Here is a 17,038-nt window from a genome sequence, read left to right on the forward strand (position 1 = left end):
CGCAACCAAGGAGGTGGTATCGGTGTCTACCCAGATTCCGATGGGCATGGAGCATCACCCGGACATCGTCGAACTCCGGGAGCACTACGAGCGGGTCACCGCGACCCCGACGGCGCAGGGCGTCGAGGCGCTGGCCGTGCTGGCCGGTCTCTTCCTGGCCATCTCGCCATGGGTCGTGGGCTTCACCAACTTCAGCACACTGACCGTCAACAACCTGGTCCTCGGTCTCGCCTTCGCCGCGCTGATGGGCGGCTACGGCACCGCGTACGAGCGCACCCACGCCCGTGCCTGGGCGGCCACGCTGATCGGTGTCTGGTGCATGATCGCGCCCTGGGTGGTCTCCGGGAACGTGGACATCCGGCGGACGATCACGACGAACCTGATCACCGGCGGCATCATGCTGCTGCTCGGCCTGGCCGCCATCTCCACGGCGTCCATGAAGGCCAACGGCGCCGCGATGCGCAGGGCCTCGTCCGACCGGGCCACCGGCGGCCGCGGCAGCGGGGGAGGGACCTGACCGCGCCGGCCGCAGCCGGCGAACCCGTACCGCGCTCCCACCGGGCCCGGGGACGCGAACCGAGGGCGCAGGATCCCCTGCGCCCTCGGTGCCGTACCGGGGGCGGGGGTCAGGGCCGGGTCATCCGGAGCACGTCCAGCGCCTCGTCCAACTGGGCCTCGGTGAGCCTGCCCTGCCCCAGGTACCCGCGCTCCAGCACCACCTGACGGATGGTCTTCCGCTCCGCCACCGCCTGCTTGGCGACCTTGGCGGCCTCCTCGTAGCCGATGTACCGGTTGAGCGGGGTGACCACCGAGGGCGAGGACTCCGCGTACTCGCGGGCCCGCTCGACGTTGGCCGTGACGCCGTCCACCGTGCGGTCGGCGAGCAGCCGGGCGCTGTTGGCGAGCAGCCGGACCGACTCCAGCACGTTGCGGGCGATCACCGGCAGCATCACGTTCAGCTCGAAGTTGCCGCTCGCACCGGCCACCGTGACCGTCGTGTCGTTGCCGATCACCTGGGCGGCGACCATCAGCACCACCTCGGGCAGCACCGGGTTCACCTTGCCGGGCATGATCGACGACCCCGGTTGGAGATCCGGCAGGTTGATCTCGGCCAGGCCGGTGCGCGGGCCGGACCCCATCCAGCGCAGGTCGTTCGCGATCTTGGTGAACCCGACCGCGACCGTCCGGAGCTGGCCGCTCAGCTCCACCAGGCCGTCCCGGGCGCCCTGCGCCTCGAAGTGGTCGCGCGCCTCGGTCAGCGGCAGGCCCGTCGCCCGCGCCACCTCCGCGATCACCGCGGCGGCGAAGCCCGGCGGAGTGTTGATGCCGGTGCCCACCGCGGTGCCGCCCAGCGGCAGCTCCGCGACCCGGGGGAGCGTCGCCAGCAGCCGCTCCCGCCCGTACCGGACCTGGGCCGCGTACCCGCCGAACTCCTGCCCCAGGGTGACCGGGGTGGCGTCCATCAGGTGCGTCCGGCCGGACTTCACCACCGACTCGAACTCGGCCGACTTGCGCTCCAGGGCCTCGGCCAGGTGCTCCAGCGCCGGGATCAGATCCTGGATGACGGCCGCCGTCGCCGCGATGTGGATCGAGGACGGGAAGACGTCGTTGGACGACTGGCTCGCGTTGACCTGGTCGTTCGGGTGCACCGGCCGCCCGAGCCGCTCGCCCGCCAGGGTCGCGATCACCTCGTTCGCGTTCATGTTCGAGGACGTGCCGGAGCCGGTCTGGAACACGTCCACCGGGAACTGGTCGTCCAGCCCGCCGGCCGCCACCTCCTCGGCCGCCGCCGCGATCGCCGCCGCCGTCTCCTCGTCCAGCACGCCGAGCCGGGCGTTCACCCTCGCCGCCGCAGCCTTGATCCGCGCCAGTGCGGCGATGTGCGCCCGCTCCAGCCGCTGGCCGGACACCGGGAAGTTCTCGACCGCGCGCTGGGTCTGCGCCTGCCATCTGGCGGCCAGCGGCACCCGTACCTCACCCATCGAGTCGTGCTCGACCCGGAACAGCTCCTGCTCGTCACCCATGGTGCGACAGCCTCCTACTCGGCTCCTGCGCGGCCCCGGCTCCGACCAGGGCGGTCCGGTTCCCGATCAGCAGAGCCGCGAACGGGCCCCAGGTATTTCCGGCGCACCCGAACGAGTGACCGGTCAGTCGCCGGTGGTGGTGGCGGCGAACGCGGAGCGCAGGTGCTGTTGTGCGGCGGGGGCGCCGCCGTGGCCGGTGGTGGCGAGGTGGTCGAGGCCGAGGAGGGCGGCTCCGAGGACGGGCGGGGCGACGACGACGCGGGGTTCGGCGTGCGGTGCGGCGGCGGCGAGGCGGGCGGTGACGTTGTCGATCAGCAGCGGCTGGCGGGAGGCCAGGACGCCGCCGCCGAGGACGACCGGGGTGGCCTCGTCGAGCAGGCCGAGCCGGGTGAGGGCGACGACGGCGAGCCGGGTGATCTCGTCGGCCTGGCGGTCGACCAGCTGGAGGGCGGTGGCGTCGCCGGCCTGCGCGGCGGTGAACAGCAGCGGCACGATCTCGTGCAGCCGTTCGCGGTCGAGCTGCCCGCGATGGACGGCGGCGGCGACGTCGGCCGCGCTCGGCAGTCCGAAGTGGGTGGCGATGGCGCCGGCGAGGGCGGTGGGGCCGCCCCGGCCGTCCTCGGAGCGGACGGCGTGCCACATGCTGGCCGCCGCGAGTCCGGCGCCGCCGCCCCAGTCGCCGGTGAGTTCGCCGAGGGCAGGGAAGCGGGCGGTGCGGCCGTCCGGCAGCAGGCCGACGCAGTTGATGCCCGCGCCGCAGACCACCGCGACACCGCGCGGCCCGTCGGTGCCGGCCCGCAGCAGCCCGAAGGTGTCGTTCACGACCGCCGAACTCGCCCCCCAGCCCCGCTCCTCGACGGCGGCCTGCAGAAGCTGCTCCTCGACCGGCAGGTCGGCGTTGGCGAGAGCGGCACTGACCCGGGCCGCCAGGGGGTACCCGGGGAGGGCGCCGGCCCGCCCGGCGACTGCGGCCACCAGGGGGGCGAGCCCCGCCACGGCCGCCTCCGCCCCGGCCGTCCGGGGCCGGAACCCGCCGCCCCGCGCGGTGGCCAGCAGCGCGCCGTCGGCCCCGACGAGGGCGACGTCGGTCTTGCTGTTGCCCGCGTCGATGGCCAGGACTCCGGAGGGGGTGGTGCGGACGGCGCTCACGGGCTGCTCCTCAGGCGGGTGCGGTCGCGACCGCGGTGCCGGTCGGGGGTGGCCGCGGTGCACGGTCCTGCCGCTACCGGGCCTGCTTGACGGTGGCGTCGATCTCCTTCGCGGTCGCCCGCAGGCCCGCCGCGAGATCGGTCCGGCGGCCGGACTCGTAGGCATAGCCCAGATTCTGGATCGAGGCGAGGTAGGCGCCGCCGTCGATGTTGGCCGGCGTGGTGCCGGAGTACGGATTCCGGGCGATGTCGACGAACGTCCGGAACTTCGGGTCGGCGTCCAGCTCCGGGGAGTCGAGCGCGGCGAAGGTGCTCGGCACGTTGCGGATCGCGTTGGCGAAGCCCACCACGGCGTCGGTGTCGGTGGTCAGGAACTTCACCAGCTCCCAGGCCGCCGTCCGCTTGTCGGTGTGCGCCCCGATGCCGATGACGGTGCCCGTCAGGTAGCCGCGGCCGTAGGTGTCGGCCTGGTCGTCCGGCACCGGGAACGGCGCCGTGGCCCACTCGAAGTCCGGCTCGTCCTCGGCCAGTGAGGCGGTCCGCCACTCACCGTCGAGCGCCATCGCCACCTGGCCGGTCCCGAACGGGTTGGCCGCGCTGAACTCGTCGCCGAGGGAGGTGCGGAACTTCTCCAGCTTGTCGAAGCCGCCGAGCTTGTCGACCAGGCCCTTCTGCCAGCGGAACATCGCGGCGGCCTTCGGGTCGGTGGCGATGTCCGACCTGCCGTCGGCTCCGAAGTAGCCGGGCCCGTACTGGCCGAGGTAGTGCTCCGGCGCGGTCTCGTACCCGTGGTAGACGGGCAGGAAGCCGAGCTGCCGGAAGCCGTCGCCCCGGGGGATCGTCAGCCGCACCGCGTCGGCGTCGAACTCGCTGAGCGTCCTCGGCGGGTCGGTGATGCCCGCCGCCGCGAAGGCCGTCCTGTTGTAGTAGAGGCCGTACGCGTCCCCGAGCAGCGGCAGTGCGCACTGGTCGCCCTGGTACCGCGTGTAGGCCAGCATCGTGGCGGGGAAGGTCGCGGCCGCGTCGATGCCGTCCTTCGCCAGCAGCGGGCCGAGGTCGGCGAACGCGTGGGCCGCGCAGAACGTCCCGATGCTGTTGGTGGTGAAGGAGGAGACCACGTCGGGGGTGCCCCCGACACCGGCCCGCAGCGCCTGGTTGATCTTGTCGTCGGTGATGCCCCCGACGGCCTTCACCCGGATGTTCGGATGGAGGCGCTCGAAGGCGGCGATGTTGTCGTCGATCGCCCTGGTCTCGTTGTCCTGGGTCCAGCCGTGCCAGAAGGTGATCGTGACCCGCTCCCCGTTCGCCGACCGGTCGAGGCCCGGCACGGAGTTGGTGCCGGTGCAGGCGGTGGCGAGGAGGGCGAGCACGGCGCACAGGCTCAGGGCGGCACTGCGCCGGCGGCCGGGGTGCGGGGTCACGGCGGGAGCCTCCGGGGAGTGGTTCAGGCGGTGGTGAAGACCGCCTCCCGGGCGGTGGCCAGGGCGCGCTGGAGTGCACCGTGCAGGACGGGCGGCCCCGGTACGGTACTGCAGCGTACCTGCGGACCGGCCACGGCGAGGCCCGTCAGCCGCTCCTGGACGAGCTCCCGCAGCCGGTCACCGCCCGCCGTCGGGGTGCCGCCCGAGAGCACCACCAGTTCGGGGTCGACGACGGCGACGATCACGGCCAGGCCGAGCGCCAGCCGGTCGGCCAGCACCGACAGGAACTCCTCGCCCGCCCCGGGGGTGTCCAGCGCCAGCGTGACCGCGGCGGCGGCCGTGGGCGCGTTCAGCCCGTGCTGCCGGGCGAGGGCCAGCACCGCGCGGGCGCCCGCCAGCTCCTGGAAGCCGCCGGAGTTCTCCCGGCGGACGTCGCGGACCACCGGCGCGCCGGGCACCGGCATGTAGCCGACCTCGCCGGCGCCGCCGGTGAAGCCCCGGTGCAGGCGCCCGGCGATCACGATCGCGGCGCCGATGCCCTCCTCGGCCCAGAGCAGGACGAAGTCCTCGCAGCCGCGGGCCGCGCCGAGTGCCTGCTCCGCGACGGCGGCCAGGTTGACGTCGTTCTCGATGCTGACCGGGGCCCCCAGGGCGGCGGAGAGCTCCGCCGGCAGGCCCGGCGAGTGCCAGCCGGCCAGGTGGGAGGCGTACCGGAGCCTGCCGGTCGCCGGATCGAGGGCGCCCGGTGTGCCGATCACGACCTCGTGCAGGCTTCCGGCGGGCAGGCCCGCCAGCCGGAGGGTCTCGGTGACCGCCTCGGTCACCCGCCCCGCCGTGCCGCCCGCGCGCCGGCCCGGAGTGGGGACGACGTGCTCGGCGATCGTGGTGCCCGCGAGGTCGGCGACGGCGACCCGGATCCGGCTCGGTGTGACGTCCAGGCCCGCCGCGTAGCCGGCCGCCGGATTGATCCGGTACAGCTGCGCGTTCGGGCCGGGGCCGCCGGCGGTGGTGGTGCCGACCGGTACGACCAGGCCGGCGCTCTCCAGGCGGGCCAGCAGCTGGGAGGCGGTCGGCTTGGAGAGGCCGGTCAGGGTGCCGATCTGGGTCCGGGTGAGTGCGCCGTTCTCCAGCAGGAGTTGCAGCGCGGCCCGGTCGTTGATCGCCCGCAGCCGGCTGGGGGTGCCGGGGCGCGGGGCAGAGGCGGTCGCGCGCTGGATGTCGGTCACGTGATCCTCCTCCGGGAGGGCGGGGTGCCCGCGAGGTGCCCCGGGACGAACCTCGCGGGTGCCATTCTGCCCCTGGCCGCCTCCCGGGGCGGTACCGGCCCGGGCGGTGCCTAGAGCGCCGCGGCGGCCGGTGCGGCGAGCGGCGCCGGAACGACGGGGAAGAGCTGCCGCGTCCTGGCCGGCCGGTTCCACTGCGGCGGGAGTTCCAGCAGCGTGCATCCGGCGTCCGTCAGTTCGCCGGCGGCCTGCTGGGCCTTGGCCGCGTCGAGGCTGAACACCCAGCGGCCGGGGATCAGCACCACCTGGACGAAGCCCGCCCGGACGGAGGCGAGCAGGTGGTGCCGCTGCGCCGCGTGGCACCGGGAGGAGACCCCGTTGTCGAGGAACAGGGAGGGGGTCGGCAGGCCCAGCCAGGCCGCGTACTCGTCCAGCAGTTCGCGGTGGGCGGTCATCTGCCAGACGTCGTGCGGGAAGCAGCGCAGATAGACGGCTGCTACGCGGGGCTGGGTCGAGAAGTCCATGGTGTCACTCCTCCGAGAGGTGTGATCCGTCCGGCGGAGGTCCGCCGGGCCATCGGTGTTTCCCGGAATCGACTACGGAGGGTGGACGAGTAGGGAACTTTCCAATTACGTTACGCGCGGCCCCCGGGAGGGTCAATGGGTCTGATTGCCCCTTTTCCCCAGGTGGAGGCGGCCAGGCCGCTGACCTGGCCGCCCTCACTGAATTGGTTCAGACCAGTCGCTCAAGGTAACCGTTGGTGACCAGCCAGCCGACGTTGATGCGCTCCGGGGCGTCCGGGACGAGCGTCGCGTCCAGCTGGTACTGCCAGCCCCAGCCCGGCTGGTTGAACCAGGGCGCGATCGGGCCGGCCTGCACCTTGAACGACTTGAGCACCTTGTAGTCGTGGTAGTTGCAGCCGGCCGGGGCCTGGGTGTTGTCCAGGCTCTGCGGCGGGATCGAGCGGCTGGCGTACGGCAGCCCCTCCGGGGCGAGGAAGGATCCGAACTCGCTGCCGTAGCGGTCGATGTCCAGGCCGGGCGTGAGGGTCTGGACGAGCTTGATCGGCTGCCCCGCGGCGTTGGTCACGTACCCGTCGGCGGGCGGGTACTTCCAGGAGCCCGCCTGGGAGTCGTAGAACCGGGACAGGAACTCCTGCTCGGGCTGCCCGCCGGTGCGCTGGTAGCCGATCAGCTCCAGGCCGACCCGGCCGAGCACCGGCAGCCGCTCGGGGCCGAGCCGGGCGTCGCCGTGCCAGTCCGCCGTCGAACACTGGTCCAGTGCCGCGGGCACCGCGGCCTGTGCGGGCGGGGCGACCGTCACCAGTGCGCCGCCCGCCGCCACGGTGAGCAGAATCCTACGAACCTTCACGCGCGCTCCTCTGTGAGTGATCTGACGATTACTCACAGATTAGGGGCGGGGTGAATCTTCAGGTCGGCGGACATGCGATCCGCCGGCAGCCTGGCAGGCCGACGGCAATCCTCGGATCGGCAGTGTTCACCCGATCAGGTGAAGGTCGGACGGTTTGCCCCAGGGCTGTGCACTCCCGTTCGTACGCTCGGCCGCGAATCCGACTGATCATCCGATCGGCGGCGGCGCGGGTACCGAAGGCGGGGCAGCGGCAATGGCGGCTGGGCAGCAGCGCGGAGCAGGTCTCACCAGGCGGGAACTGATCGGGGGGTCGGCGGCCCTGGGGGGCGCGGCCTGGCTGCTGCGCGGCACCCTCGGGCCGGACGCCGCGAGCGCCGCCACCCCCGCACCCCCCGGACTGCCGGCCGGCACCGAGGTCTACCAGCGCGTCTACCAGAACTGGTCCGGCGAGATCCGCACCGACCAGCTGTGGACGTGCGCACCGCGCACCCCGCAGGAGGTGGCCGGCCTCGCCGACTGGGCGCACGCCCAGGGCTGGCGGCTGCGCGCCCAGGGGTACCGGCACACCTGGGCCCCGCTGACCGTCGCCGACGGCACCCCGGAGGCGGCCCGCGTCCTGCTCGTCGACACCGGCCGCCACCTCACCGCCATCGCGCCCGACGGCCCCGGCACCGTCCGGGTGCAGACCGGCGCCACCATGGAGGACCTGCTCGCCCACCTCGCCGGCCGCGGCCTCGGGGTCACCGCCTGCCCCGCCCCCGGCGAGGTCACCGTCGGCGGCGTTCTCGCCATCGGCGGCCACGGCACCGCCGTCCCCGCCACCGGCGAGAGCCGCCCGGCCGGGCACGGCTACGGCTCGCTCAGCAACCAGATCACCCGGCTCACCGCCGTCGTCTGGGAGGAGAGCACCGGCCGGTACGTGCTGCGCACCTTCGACCGCGCCGAGGCCGACAGCGCGGCCTTCCTGGTCCACCTGGGCCGGGCGTTCCTCACCGAGGTGGTGCTGCAGGCCGGCGCCGACCTCCACCTGCGCTGCGTCAGCCGGCTCGACATCCCGGCGGCCGAACTCTTCGCGCCGCCCGGCGCGCCCGGCAACCCCCGCACCCTGGCGAGCTTCGTCGACCACGACGGCCGGGCGGAGGCCATCTGGTTCGCCTTCACCGACCGGCCGTGGCTGAAGACCTGGAGCGTCACCCCGAACCGCCCGTTCGCCGCCCGAGCGGTGACCGAGCCCTACAACTACCCGTTCTCCGACAACATCCCCGAGCCCGTCGCCCGGCTGGCCGGCGAGATCGTCGGCGGCGCCTGGGGGACGGCGCCGCTCTTCGGCCAACTCCAGTACCTGGTCGCCAAACTGGCACTCACCGCCGACCTCACCGACATCCTGCTCTCCGGCGGGCTGCTGCGCGACCTGCTCAGCGGCGACACCATTGCCCACCTGCTGGCCGACGGGCTGCGCTCCGACCTGTGGGGGCCGTCCCGCACGCTGCTCCAGTACGTCCGCCCGAGCACCCTGCGGATGACCGCCAACGGCTACGCGGTGATCGCCCGGCGCGCCGATCTGCAGTGGGTGGTGAGCGAGTTCGCCGGCTACTACCGCCGGCTGCTGGCCGAGTACCAGGCCCGGGGCGAGTTCCCGGTGAACGGCACCGTCGAGATCCGCGTCACCGGGCTCGACGACCCGGCCTGGAGCGGTGTGCCGGGGGCGCGGCCGCCGCTGCTGTCCGCGCTGCGCCCGCGCCCCGACCACCCGGAGTGGGACACCGCCGTCTGGCTCGACATCCTGACCCTGCCCAACACCCCCGGCCTGCACCGGTTCTGCCGCGACATCGAGCAGTTCCTGCTGCGCACCTTCGACGGCACCCGGGCCGGCCTGCGGGTGGAGTGGTCCAAGGGCTGGGCCTACACCGCCGACGCCGCCTGGGCCGACCCGGACGTCCTCGGCAGCGTCATCCCCGCCGCCCTGCGCGCGGGCGGCGGTCCCGGCTGGGACGAGGCCGTCGCCGTACTGGACCGCCACGACCCGCACCGGGTCTTCGGCAGTCCCTTCCTGGACGCGCTGCTGCGCTGACGGGGCGCGGCGCCGGCTGCGGTACCGGCGGTCACCTCGGTGAAGGAGCCCGGGGCCCCGGGGGCGTTCAGCCCGCCGGGTTGTCCCGCAGCCGCTCCTGCTGGATCTCGGGCCGCTTGCTGTCCCAGAGCAGCTCCCAGACCCGGAACACGCAGTGGTAGTCGCGCATGCTGCCGCGCGAGATCAGCAGGAACGTGTCGCCGTCGCGCAGCAGCGTGCGGTGCCGGTCCGTCACCGGGTGCTGCGGCTTGTAGCCGGGCACGAGGCGCTTCAGTTCGGCGAGGGCCTCCTCGTGGGTGCCCTCGATCTCGGCGAGCACCTTGGGGGCCCAGAGGCGGCTGTCGCCGATCCCGTCCGTCTCCTCGACGACCAGAGCCCAGCGCGCCATTGTCCACTCCCCGTTGCCGACCGGCCGTACCTGACCCGGTCAGCCTACCGACGTGTCCGCGCGCCCCGTCCGGGAGGCCGCCCGTGCCGGTGCGCGATACTCGCCGGTACCTTCCGAGATCCGAGACCCCAAGGAGCTTCAATGACGAAGCCGAACCGCCTCGACCCGGCCGACCTGCTCGCGGTCGGCGACCTGCTCACCGACGAGGAACGGCTGATCCGCGACACGGTACGGCGCTTCGCCGACGAGCGGATCCGGCCGCACGTCGGCGGGTGGTTCGAGCAGGGCGTCTTCCCGGCCCGCGAACTCGCCCCCGAGCTCGGCGCGTTGGGCGTACTCGGCATGCACCTCGACGGCTACGGCTGTACCGGGTCGAGCGCGGTCGCCTACGGGGTGGCCTGCATGGAGCTGGAGGCGGCCGACTCGGGGCTGCGGAGCTTCGTCTCCGTCCAGGGTTCGCTGGCGATGCGCGCCATCCACGCGTTCGGCTCGGAGGAGCAGAAGCAGCAGTGGCTGCCGGAGCTGGCCGCCGGCCGGGCGATCGGCTGCTTCGGCCTCACCGAGCCGGACTTCGGCTCGGACCCGGCCAACATGCGGACCACCGCCCGCCGCAGGGGCGAGGACTGGGTGCTCTCCGGTACCAAGATGTGGATCACCAACGGCAGCATCGCCGACATCGCGGTGGTCTGGGCGCAGACCGAGGACGGCGTACGGGGCTTCCTGGTGCCGCGCGGCGCCAAGGGGTTCTCGGCGAACGACGTGCACGGCAAGCTCTCGCTGCGCGCCTCGGTGACCAGCGAACTGGTGCTGGAGGAGGTCGTACTGCCGGCCGACGCCGTCCTGCCCGGCGTGCGGGGCCTGCGCGGGCCGCTCTCCTCGCTGAACGAGGCCCGTTACGGCATCCTCTGGGGCACCGTCGGCGCCGCGCGCGACTGCTACACCACCGCGCTGGAGTACGCGAAGACCCGGATCCAGTTCGACCGGCCGATCGCCGGCTTCCAGCTCACCCAGCAGAAGCTGGTGGAGATGATGCTGGAGGTCGAGAAGTCCTACCTGGTGGCCCTGCGGATCGGCCGGCTCAAGGACGCGGGCCAGTGCCTGCCGGCCCATGTCAGCTTCGGCAAGCTCAACAACGTCCGCACGGCCATCGAGATCGCCCGCAGCGCCCGCACCGTCCTCGGAGCCAACGGCATCACCACCGAGTACCCGGTGCTGCGGCACGCCAACAACCTGGAGTCGGTGCTCACCTACGAGGGCACCAGCGAGATCCACACCCTGGTGCTCGGCGAGGCCATCACGGGCGAGGCGGCCTACCGCTGACGGGCAGCCGGCCGGTGGCGGGGCCGGCACCGGAAACCGGCTCGCCGCCGGCCGGGCGGGCCGGTTACCGTGTGCGATCCGACCGCGGTCGAGTGCCGCCGACTGCGATCGACGGTGGTCCGCCGCAGTCGGCAGTGGTTCCCGCACTCACCGAGAGAGGCCGACGATGCCTGGCACGACCACCCTGTGGCGCCCCACCGGCCCCCAAGAACTGGCCCTGGTGCGGGCTTCCGGCAACCGTGCCTGGCCGCCCCGGCTGCCGGACCAGCCGATCTTCTACCCGGTGCTGAACGAGGACTACGCCGTCCGGATCGCCCGGGACTGGAACGTGCCCGCCTCCGGCGTCGGCTACGTGACGCGGTTCGAGGTGGACTCCGCCTTCCTCGCGCGCTACCCGGTCCAGCAGGCCGGCGGCCGGACGATCCTGGAGCTGTGGGTGCCTGCCGAGGAGCTTGAGGAGTTCAACCGTCACATCGTCGGGATGATCGAGGTCGTCCACGAGTTCCGGCCGCAGGAGTGACGCGATGACCGGCACACCCGTCCTGCTGACCACCACCCAGCGGACCAGCACCACCGCCCTGCTCACCGGCGCGGCCGTCCGGCGCGGCTACCGGACGGCCGAACTCACCGGCCCCGGCAGCGTCACCCGGCTCGCCGGGCAGCCCGTCCACTGGTACGGCGGCCCGATCGCGGGCCGCCGGGTGGCGGCCGGCCTGGGTCTCGCCCTGCTGGAGCCGCACGACGACTGGCTGACCCGGCTGCCGGAGGAGTTCACCGGCCGCCGGATCGAGCTGACCACCCTCTCGGAGGCACGGGCGGCCCGCCGGCCGCAGTTCGTGAAGCCGCCCTCCGACAAGTCGTTCCCGCCCGCCGTCTTCAGCGACGGCAGCCGGCTGCCCCGCGCGGCGGGCCCGCTCGGCCCGGACACCCCCGTACTGGTCTGCGAGCCGGTGACCTTCGCCGTCGAGTACCGGCTGTTCGTCCTCGACGGCGAGCCGGTCACCGGCAGCCGCTACGCCCGGTACGGCCGGCTGGACACCGCTCCGCTGCCGGGCGACCCGCACGAGGCGCAGGTCCGCGACTTCGCCGCCCGGCTGCTGGCCGCCGTCGCGGCGACCCTGCCCAGCGCCGTGGTGGTCGACGTCGGCCTGCTCCAGGACCCGGACACCGGCCGTGAGCAGTGGGCCGTGGTCGAGGCCAACATGCCCTGGTTCGCCCACGCGTACGCGGCCGACCCGGAGGCAGTACTGGACGTCGTCCTGCGCTCGGCCGGTCCCCGGGCCCGGCTGGCCCCCGCCGACCGGCGGTTCACGGGGTGCGGCGCACCCGCCGCCCCGGGCTGAGCGACGCCGGCCGGTCGTCCGGAGTCCGCGCCCCGGCCCGCTCCCAGTCGGGGCGACCGTGCCCGCCACCCCCGCGCCCCGCGCCCTCGTCGCCGGCCCCGGCGGTGGGCACGGCGGTGGGCACGTCGGCGATTCGCCCGCGGAGCGTACGGCCCGGGCCGCCCGCCAGGGAGATCCGGCACGCGGATGTCCCGGCGCGGGCGTACCGGACACCCGGCCGGCCGATCGGCCCGCACCGGGCGCCCGACGGCCGTCCCCTCCCTCCGGCGCAGCCCCGGCCGGCCCCGGCCCGATGCGCGAGGACCGGTCCTGAGCAGCGAGGACCCTGGCGCGAGTCAGGGGAGAACGGGCCCCGCGTACCTCTCAGGGTGGAGACCCCTACCCCTGTCGGCGGAGGGCCCCGCACGACCTCGTGCTGATGCCGGGTCACCGCCCCCCGGGCCATGATGGTCGATGGAAGGGCAGCCGACGGGGCGGCAGATCCGGGTGAAGGAGCGGGACGGCATGGGCATGGTTGGCAGAGTCGCGGTGGGCGTGGCCGGGGTGGGTATGGCGCTGGCCGTCGCGGCGGTCACCGTAGGGCCGCGACTGTCGGACTGGTACGAGGGACGGCACCGCGAGCAGATCAGCTACGCTTCGGGCAGCGCCGCCAAGGCGGGGCACCGGCCGGTGCCGGGCTGGCTGCCGGACGACGCCTCCGCCGTCCAGTACCTGCTGTCCACCACCAGCGACGACCGGCTGCTCCGGGCGACCCTGCCCGGCGGCCGGCTCCCGGCGGGCTGCACGGTGGTCGGCCACGGCCGCCAGAGCACGGACACCGCGGGGGAGTCCCGGGCCGCGCAGGCCAGGCTCGGGGAGACGGGCCTGCGGTCCGCCCGGCTCCGGGCGGCCTGGTTCCCGGCCGACCGGGCGGTCGGGATCACCGGCCGCTGCGGCGACTACGCGGTGGCGCTGGCGGGGGACCAGCTCTTCGCCTGGCACGACTCGTCCACCGTCCAGGGCGGCACGCCGCCGGCCCGGGCGACCGGACGGTGATCCACGTGATGGACCCGGGGTGTCGGTGGGGGGCCGCCCTGCGATAGGACGGAGCGAGCATCCGACCCCTCTGAGGAGCCCCATGCCCGGCCCGACCGCAGACACTGCCGGTGAACAGTCGACAGCCGCCCCATCCGCCGAGTCGACCGGCGTCGGACGGGCAGGTGTCGTCGTCCTCGGCGGCCTCGTCGCGCTCGGCCCGCTCACCACTGACCTCTACCTGCCGGCCCTGCCCGAACTCACCGCCGACCTGCACACCACACCCGCCGCCGCCCAGCTCACCCTGACGGCCTCGCTGCTCGGCGTCGCCGCGGGGCAGCTGCTGTTCGGCCCGCTCAGCGACCGGCTCGGCCGCCGCCGCCCGCTGCTGGCCGGCCTGGTCGGATACTCGGCCGCCACCCTCGTCTGCATGCTGGCCACCACCCTGCCGGTCCTCGCGGCCGGCCGGTTCGTCCAGGGCATGGCCGGCGCCGCCGGCCTGGTGATCGGCCGAGCCATCGCCCGGGACCGCTACGAAGGCATCGCGGTGATCCGCTTCCTCGCCTCGATCGGCCTGATATCCGGCCTCGCGCCGATCCTCGCACCGATGCTCGGAGCGCAGCTGATGCGCTTCACGTCGTGGCGCGGCACCTTCGGCGCGCTGCTCGTGCTCGGGCTGCTGCTCGCCCTCTTCGCCCTGCTGGCGCTGCGCGAGACGCTCCCGCCGGAGCGGCGGCGCGGCGGCGGGCTGTCCGCCACCCTGCGCACGATCGGCGGCCTGCTGGGCAACCTGCGCTTCCTCGGCCTGGTGCTCACCAGCAGCTTCGGGTTCGGCGCGCTGTTCGGCTACATCAGCGGCTCGTCCTTCGTGCTGCAGCACGTGTACGGGGTCACGCCGCAGACGTACAGCCTGCTGTTCGGGCTGAACTCGGTGGCCATCGTCGGGGTGACCCAGCTCAACGGCCGGCTGCTGGCCCAGCGGTACTCCGCGCGGGCGCTGATGACGGCGGGTCTGGTCGGCTGCACCGCCGGGGCGGTGGCGCTGGTCGTCACCACGGGCATCTGGGACCTCGGCCTGGCCGGGTTCTGCCCCTCGGTCTTCGTACTGATGGGCAGCATGGGCGTGGTGCTGCCGAACTCCGCTGCGCAGGCGCTCACCATGGTGGAGCCGCCGTCCGCCGGGTCGGCCTCCGCGCTGCTGGGCCTCGGGACGTTCCTCTGCGGTGCGGTGGTGGCCCCGCTGAGCAGCCTGGGCGGCGAGCCCTCGGCGGTGGTGCTGGGCGTGGTCGTCCTCAGCTGCACCGCACTCGCCTGGGCCGCGTACCTGCTGCTCTGCCGCCCCTGGCAGAAGGCCGCCTGACCCGGCGGGCCGGGCCTGCCGCCGCCTGACCCGGCGGCCCGGCGGACCGTCAGCGGTCAGTTGTCAGCCGGCCCGCGCACGCCGAACGCCCGCAGGGTGCGGGCGACGGCCTCGCGCGGGTCGGTCGGCCGCCAGCCCAGTTCGATCCGGGCCCGGCGGGCGTCCGGTGTGAGTTCCGAGCCGAGGAAGTGCAGCTCGCCGAAGGACAGCTGCGGCGCCCGCCCGGTGAACCTCGCCGTCAGCTCGCCGGCCGCCGCGTACACCCAGGCGGACGGGCTCGCCAGGGTCGTCGGCACCCTGGCACCGGGGACCACCTGCCGCACCAGTGCGGCGAGCTCCGGCAGCTCCAGGAAGCGGTCCGAGAACAGGAAGCGCGAGCCGGCCGGGGCCTGTGCGGCGGCCAGCTGGCCCTCGGCGAGATCCTCGTTGAACACGACGGCCAGGCCGCCTGGCGCCAGCATCGGGACCTTCCGCCGGGCCAGGTCCACCAGCAGCCGGTTGAGGCCGGTCGCGGTGGCCGGCCCCGGACCGAACACCGCCGCCGGGTGCACGATCCGGGCAGGCAGGCCCCGCCCGACGGCTTCGGCGACCAGCCGGTCGGCCCGCTGCTTCGAGCGCTCGTACGCCGTCCGCAGCGGCCGCTCGGTCAGCTCCGACTCGTCGAACGGCCCGTCCTGCGGCCGCTCGAACACGTTCGTCGTGCTGGTGTGGACAAAGCACCCGACCCCCTCGGCCAGCGCCGCCTCCACCATCGCCCGGGTGCCGTCCACGTTGACCCGTTCGAACCGGGCGGGGTCGCGCAGCCACTGCCCGGGCAGGCCGGCCGCGTGGAACACGGCGTCGCACCCCCGCACCGCGGCGCGCAGCGAGGCCGGGTCGGTGACGTCCCCGGCCAGCGGCTCCACACCCGGCGGCAGCACCGCCCGGGCCGGGTCGCGGACGAGGGCGCGGACCGGGACGCCGCGCTCGGCCAGCAGCCGGGCCACCGGGTGGCCGACCGTACCGGTGGCTCCGGTGACGAGTGCCTGACGCATGCGGCTCCTCCGGCTGGGCGGCGCGGACCGGGCGGGGCCGGTCCCGTCGATCATGCCCCACCGCCGCCGCGCGGGCGGTGACCGGCAGGCGGCTCAGCCCGCGGCGGCCTGGCCGCGGGCCAGCAGCGCGGCCGACGCGCGGGCGGCGAAGTCCGGCCCGGCGGCGGTCGCCACCGCGTCGGCGGTGTTGTTGCCCGGGTTGAGCGTCCCGGACACCGTGTAGTAGCCGTAGCGCCCGATCACCGCATGGGTGCCGGGGCAGCCCGCGGAGATGCACCAGTGGATCCCGCCGGGCTTGGCGAGGCCCTGGATCTGGCCCTTGTACGCCTGCTGGGCCGCGTCCGCCTGGGCCTTGTGGTCGAAGACCGCGACCCCGACGGTGACGGCGCTGTTACCCGAGGCGTAGGTCGCGCGCACCACGAGGCGGCAGGACTGGGCACTGATGACGTCGCCGAGGCCGCCGGTGGTGGTCTGCCAGCAGGTCGGGTTGGAGTCGGTGACGACGCGGGTCCACGTCCGGCCGCCGACGTTCACGCTGGTGGCCGCGAAGAGCGTGCCCGGGTCGAGCGGAGCGGTGTCGGTGCTCAGGTCCGAGATCAGCGTCAGCGGGTCGCGCGGCGCCGGGGGCGCGGGGGCCGGCGGTGCGGCCGTGGTGGCGGCGGCGGGCGGCTGCGCGGCGGTGGCGGGAGCGCCCGCAGGGGTGCCGGCACTGCTCCTGGCCGGGGAGGCGGACGCCCCGGGCTTGGCGCTGGTCCGTCCGGGGGACGGCGCGGCGGACGCCGAGGGGCTCGCCGGTGCCGTGCCGGTGGCGCCGGTGGCCGCCGTCGCGGAGGCGTCCGCGGGCGCGGCGGGCGGGGGCGTGTCCGGTCCGCTGACGAATCCCTGCGTACCGGCGGCGGGCGAGGGGCCGGCCACCGCCGCAGCGCCCGGGGTGTCCCGGCCGCCACCGGCGACGCTGACGGCGGTCGCGGTGATGGCGCCGACCACCACGGTGGCCGCGACGGCCGCACCGATCACCCGCACCCGCTTGCGGCGGCGGGCCTCGCGCTCGTTGTCGTCGGCCAGTGCGGCCCAGTCGGGCTCGGCCGCGACCGGCGGGGAGAGGTAGGGGGAGACCACCGGCTGGACCGGTCCGATCGCCGGTCCGCCGCTCTGCTGCGCCGACGTCCCGTCAGCACCCTGTCCGATACCCGCCCCGTTGCTCATGGTCAGCGATCCTAGGGCGTCCGGCGGGCGTTGCTCGCAAGGGGGTTCGAACGGCCGGGTCCGCGGGTGCGGCGCGAGCCGCCGCCGGGGGCGGTGCGGGCGCTCGGGCCCGCAC

Annotated in this window: 16 protein-coding genes; 7 read left to right on the forward strand and 9 right to left on the reverse strand. The window is 74.6% G+C overall.

What is annotated here, in order from left to right:
- Positions 1 to 22 precede the first annotated feature (22 nt).
- Positions 23 to 517: an SPW repeat protein gene (locus ACFUK0_RS12650; protein ID WP_380249129.1), complete on the forward strand. Its 495-nt coding sequence runs from the start codon at positions 23 to 25 to the stop codon at positions 515 to 517.
- 109 nt (positions 518 to 626) lie between these two features.
- Here ACFUK0_RS12650 and ACFUK0_RS12655 read toward each other — a convergent pair whose 3' ends face one another.
- The 6 genes from ACFUK0_RS12655 to ACFUK0_RS12680 all read right to left on the reverse strand — a co-directional run bounded on the left by ACFUK0_RS12655 (position 627) and on the right by ACFUK0_RS12680 (position 7,187).
- Entirely contained in the window at positions 627 to 2,024 is a 1,398-nt protein-coding gene (locus ACFUK0_RS12655) for a class II fumarate hydratase (protein ID WP_380249131.1), read from the reverse strand.
- A 123-nt stretch (positions 2,025 to 2,147) separates the two neighbouring features.
- Positions 2,148 to 3,173 carry an N-acetylglucosamine kinase gene (locus ACFUK0_RS12660; RefSeq protein ID WP_380249133.1) on the reverse strand — a complete coding sequence of 342 codons (1,026 nt, stop codon included), beginning with the start codon at positions 3,171 to 3,173 and terminating at the stop codon, positions 2,148 to 2,150.
- 73 nt (positions 3,174 to 3,246) lie between these two features.
- Entirely contained in the window at positions 3,247 to 4,593 is a 1,347-nt protein-coding gene (locus ACFUK0_RS12665) for an extracellular solute-binding protein (protein WP_380249135.1), read from the reverse strand.
- Positions 4,594 to 4,616: 23 nt separating this feature from the next.
- On the reverse strand, positions 4,617 to 5,819 hold the full coding sequence (locus tag ACFUK0_RS12670; protein WP_380249137.1) for an ROK family protein: 1,203 nt from the start codon (positions 5,817 to 5,819) through the stop codon (positions 4,617 to 4,619).
- 110 nt (positions 5,820 to 5,929) lie between these two features.
- Positions 5,930 to 6,340 carry a hypothetical protein gene (locus ACFUK0_RS12675; protein WP_380249139.1) on the reverse strand — a complete coding sequence of 137 codons (411 nt, stop codon included), beginning with the start codon at positions 6,338 to 6,340 and terminating at the stop codon, positions 5,930 to 5,932.
- A gap of 208 nt (positions 6,341 to 6,548) precedes the next feature.
- Positions 6,549 to 7,187, reverse strand: coding sequence for a TNT domain-containing protein (locus ACFUK0_RS12680; protein ID WP_380249141.1), 639 nt, complete (start codon positions 7,185 to 7,187; stop codon positions 6,549 to 6,551).
- Positions 7,188 to 7,440: 253 nt separating this feature from the next.
- On the opposite strand from ACFUK0_RS12680, the gene ACFUK0_RS12685 reads away from it, so the two are divergent.
- Positions 7,441 to 9,258 carry a cholesterol oxidase substrate-binding domain-containing protein gene (locus ACFUK0_RS12685; RefSeq protein WP_380249143.1) on the forward strand — a complete coding sequence of 606 codons (1,818 nt, stop codon included), beginning with the start codon at positions 7,441 to 7,443 and terminating at the stop codon, positions 9,256 to 9,258.
- Between the two features lie 67 nt (positions 9,259 to 9,325).
- Here the strand turns inward: ACFUK0_RS12685 and ACFUK0_RS12690 are convergent, their stop codons facing one another.
- Entirely contained in the window at positions 9,326 to 9,646 is a 321-nt protein-coding gene (locus tag ACFUK0_RS12690) for a hypothetical protein (RefSeq protein WP_380249145.1), read from the reverse strand.
- A gap of 141 nt (positions 9,647 to 9,787) precedes the next feature.
- Here ACFUK0_RS12690 and ACFUK0_RS12695 point away from each other — a divergent pair, with 141 nt between their 5' ends.
- The 5 genes from ACFUK0_RS12695 (at position 9,788) to ACFUK0_RS12715 (ending at position 14,683) form a co-directional block, all read left to right on the forward strand.
- Positions 9,788 to 10,966, forward strand: a complete 1,179-nt coding sequence (locus tag ACFUK0_RS12695) for an acyl-CoA dehydrogenase family protein (RefSeq protein WP_380249147.1) — start codon at positions 9,788 to 9,790, stop codon at positions 10,964 to 10,966.
- Positions 10,967 to 11,132: 166 nt separating this feature from the next.
- The gene (locus ACFUK0_RS12700) at positions 11,133 to 11,486 is read left to right on the forward strand and encodes a hypothetical protein (RefSeq protein ID WP_380249149.1); all 354 of its coding nucleotides are present in this window, start codon (positions 11,133 to 11,135) and stop codon (positions 11,484 to 11,486) included.
- A 4-nt stretch (positions 11,487 to 11,490) separates the two neighbouring features.
- Positions 11,491 to 12,309, forward strand: coding sequence for an ATP-grasp domain-containing protein (locus tag ACFUK0_RS12705; RefSeq protein ID WP_380249151.1), 819 nt, complete (start codon positions 11,491 to 11,493; stop codon positions 12,307 to 12,309).
- A gap of 453 nt (positions 12,310 to 12,762) precedes the next feature.
- Complete coding sequence (locus ACFUK0_RS12710) at positions 12,763 to 13,344, forward strand: hypothetical protein (protein ID WP_380249153.1); 582 nt, start codon at positions 12,763 to 12,765, stop codon at positions 13,342 to 13,344.
- Positions 13,345 to 13,426: 82 nt separating this feature from the next.
- The gene (locus ACFUK0_RS12715) at positions 13,427 to 14,683 is read left to right on the forward strand and encodes a multidrug effflux MFS transporter (protein ID WP_380249155.1); all 1,257 of its coding nucleotides are present in this window, start codon (positions 13,427 to 13,429) and stop codon (positions 14,681 to 14,683) included.
- A 56-nt stretch (positions 14,684 to 14,739) separates the two neighbouring features.
- Here ACFUK0_RS12715 and ACFUK0_RS12720 read toward each other — a convergent pair whose 3' ends face one another.
- A complete protein-coding gene (locus ACFUK0_RS12720; protein WP_380249157.1) occupies positions 14,740 to 15,717 on the reverse strand; it encodes an NAD-dependent epimerase/dehydratase family protein in 978 nt (325 codons plus the stop codon).
- Between the two features lie 93 nt (positions 15,718 to 15,810).
- Entirely contained in the window at positions 15,811 to 16,923 is a 1,113-nt protein-coding gene (locus ACFUK0_RS12725; protein WP_380249159.1) for a hypothetical protein, read from the reverse strand.
- Positions 16,924 to 17,038: the final 115 nt, after the last annotated feature.

Origin of the sequence: Kitasatospora sp. NPDC057223 (assembly GCF_042669755.1) — a bacterium.
Lineage (GTDB): Bacteria > Actinomycetota > Actinomycetes > Streptomycetales > Streptomycetaceae > Kitasatospora.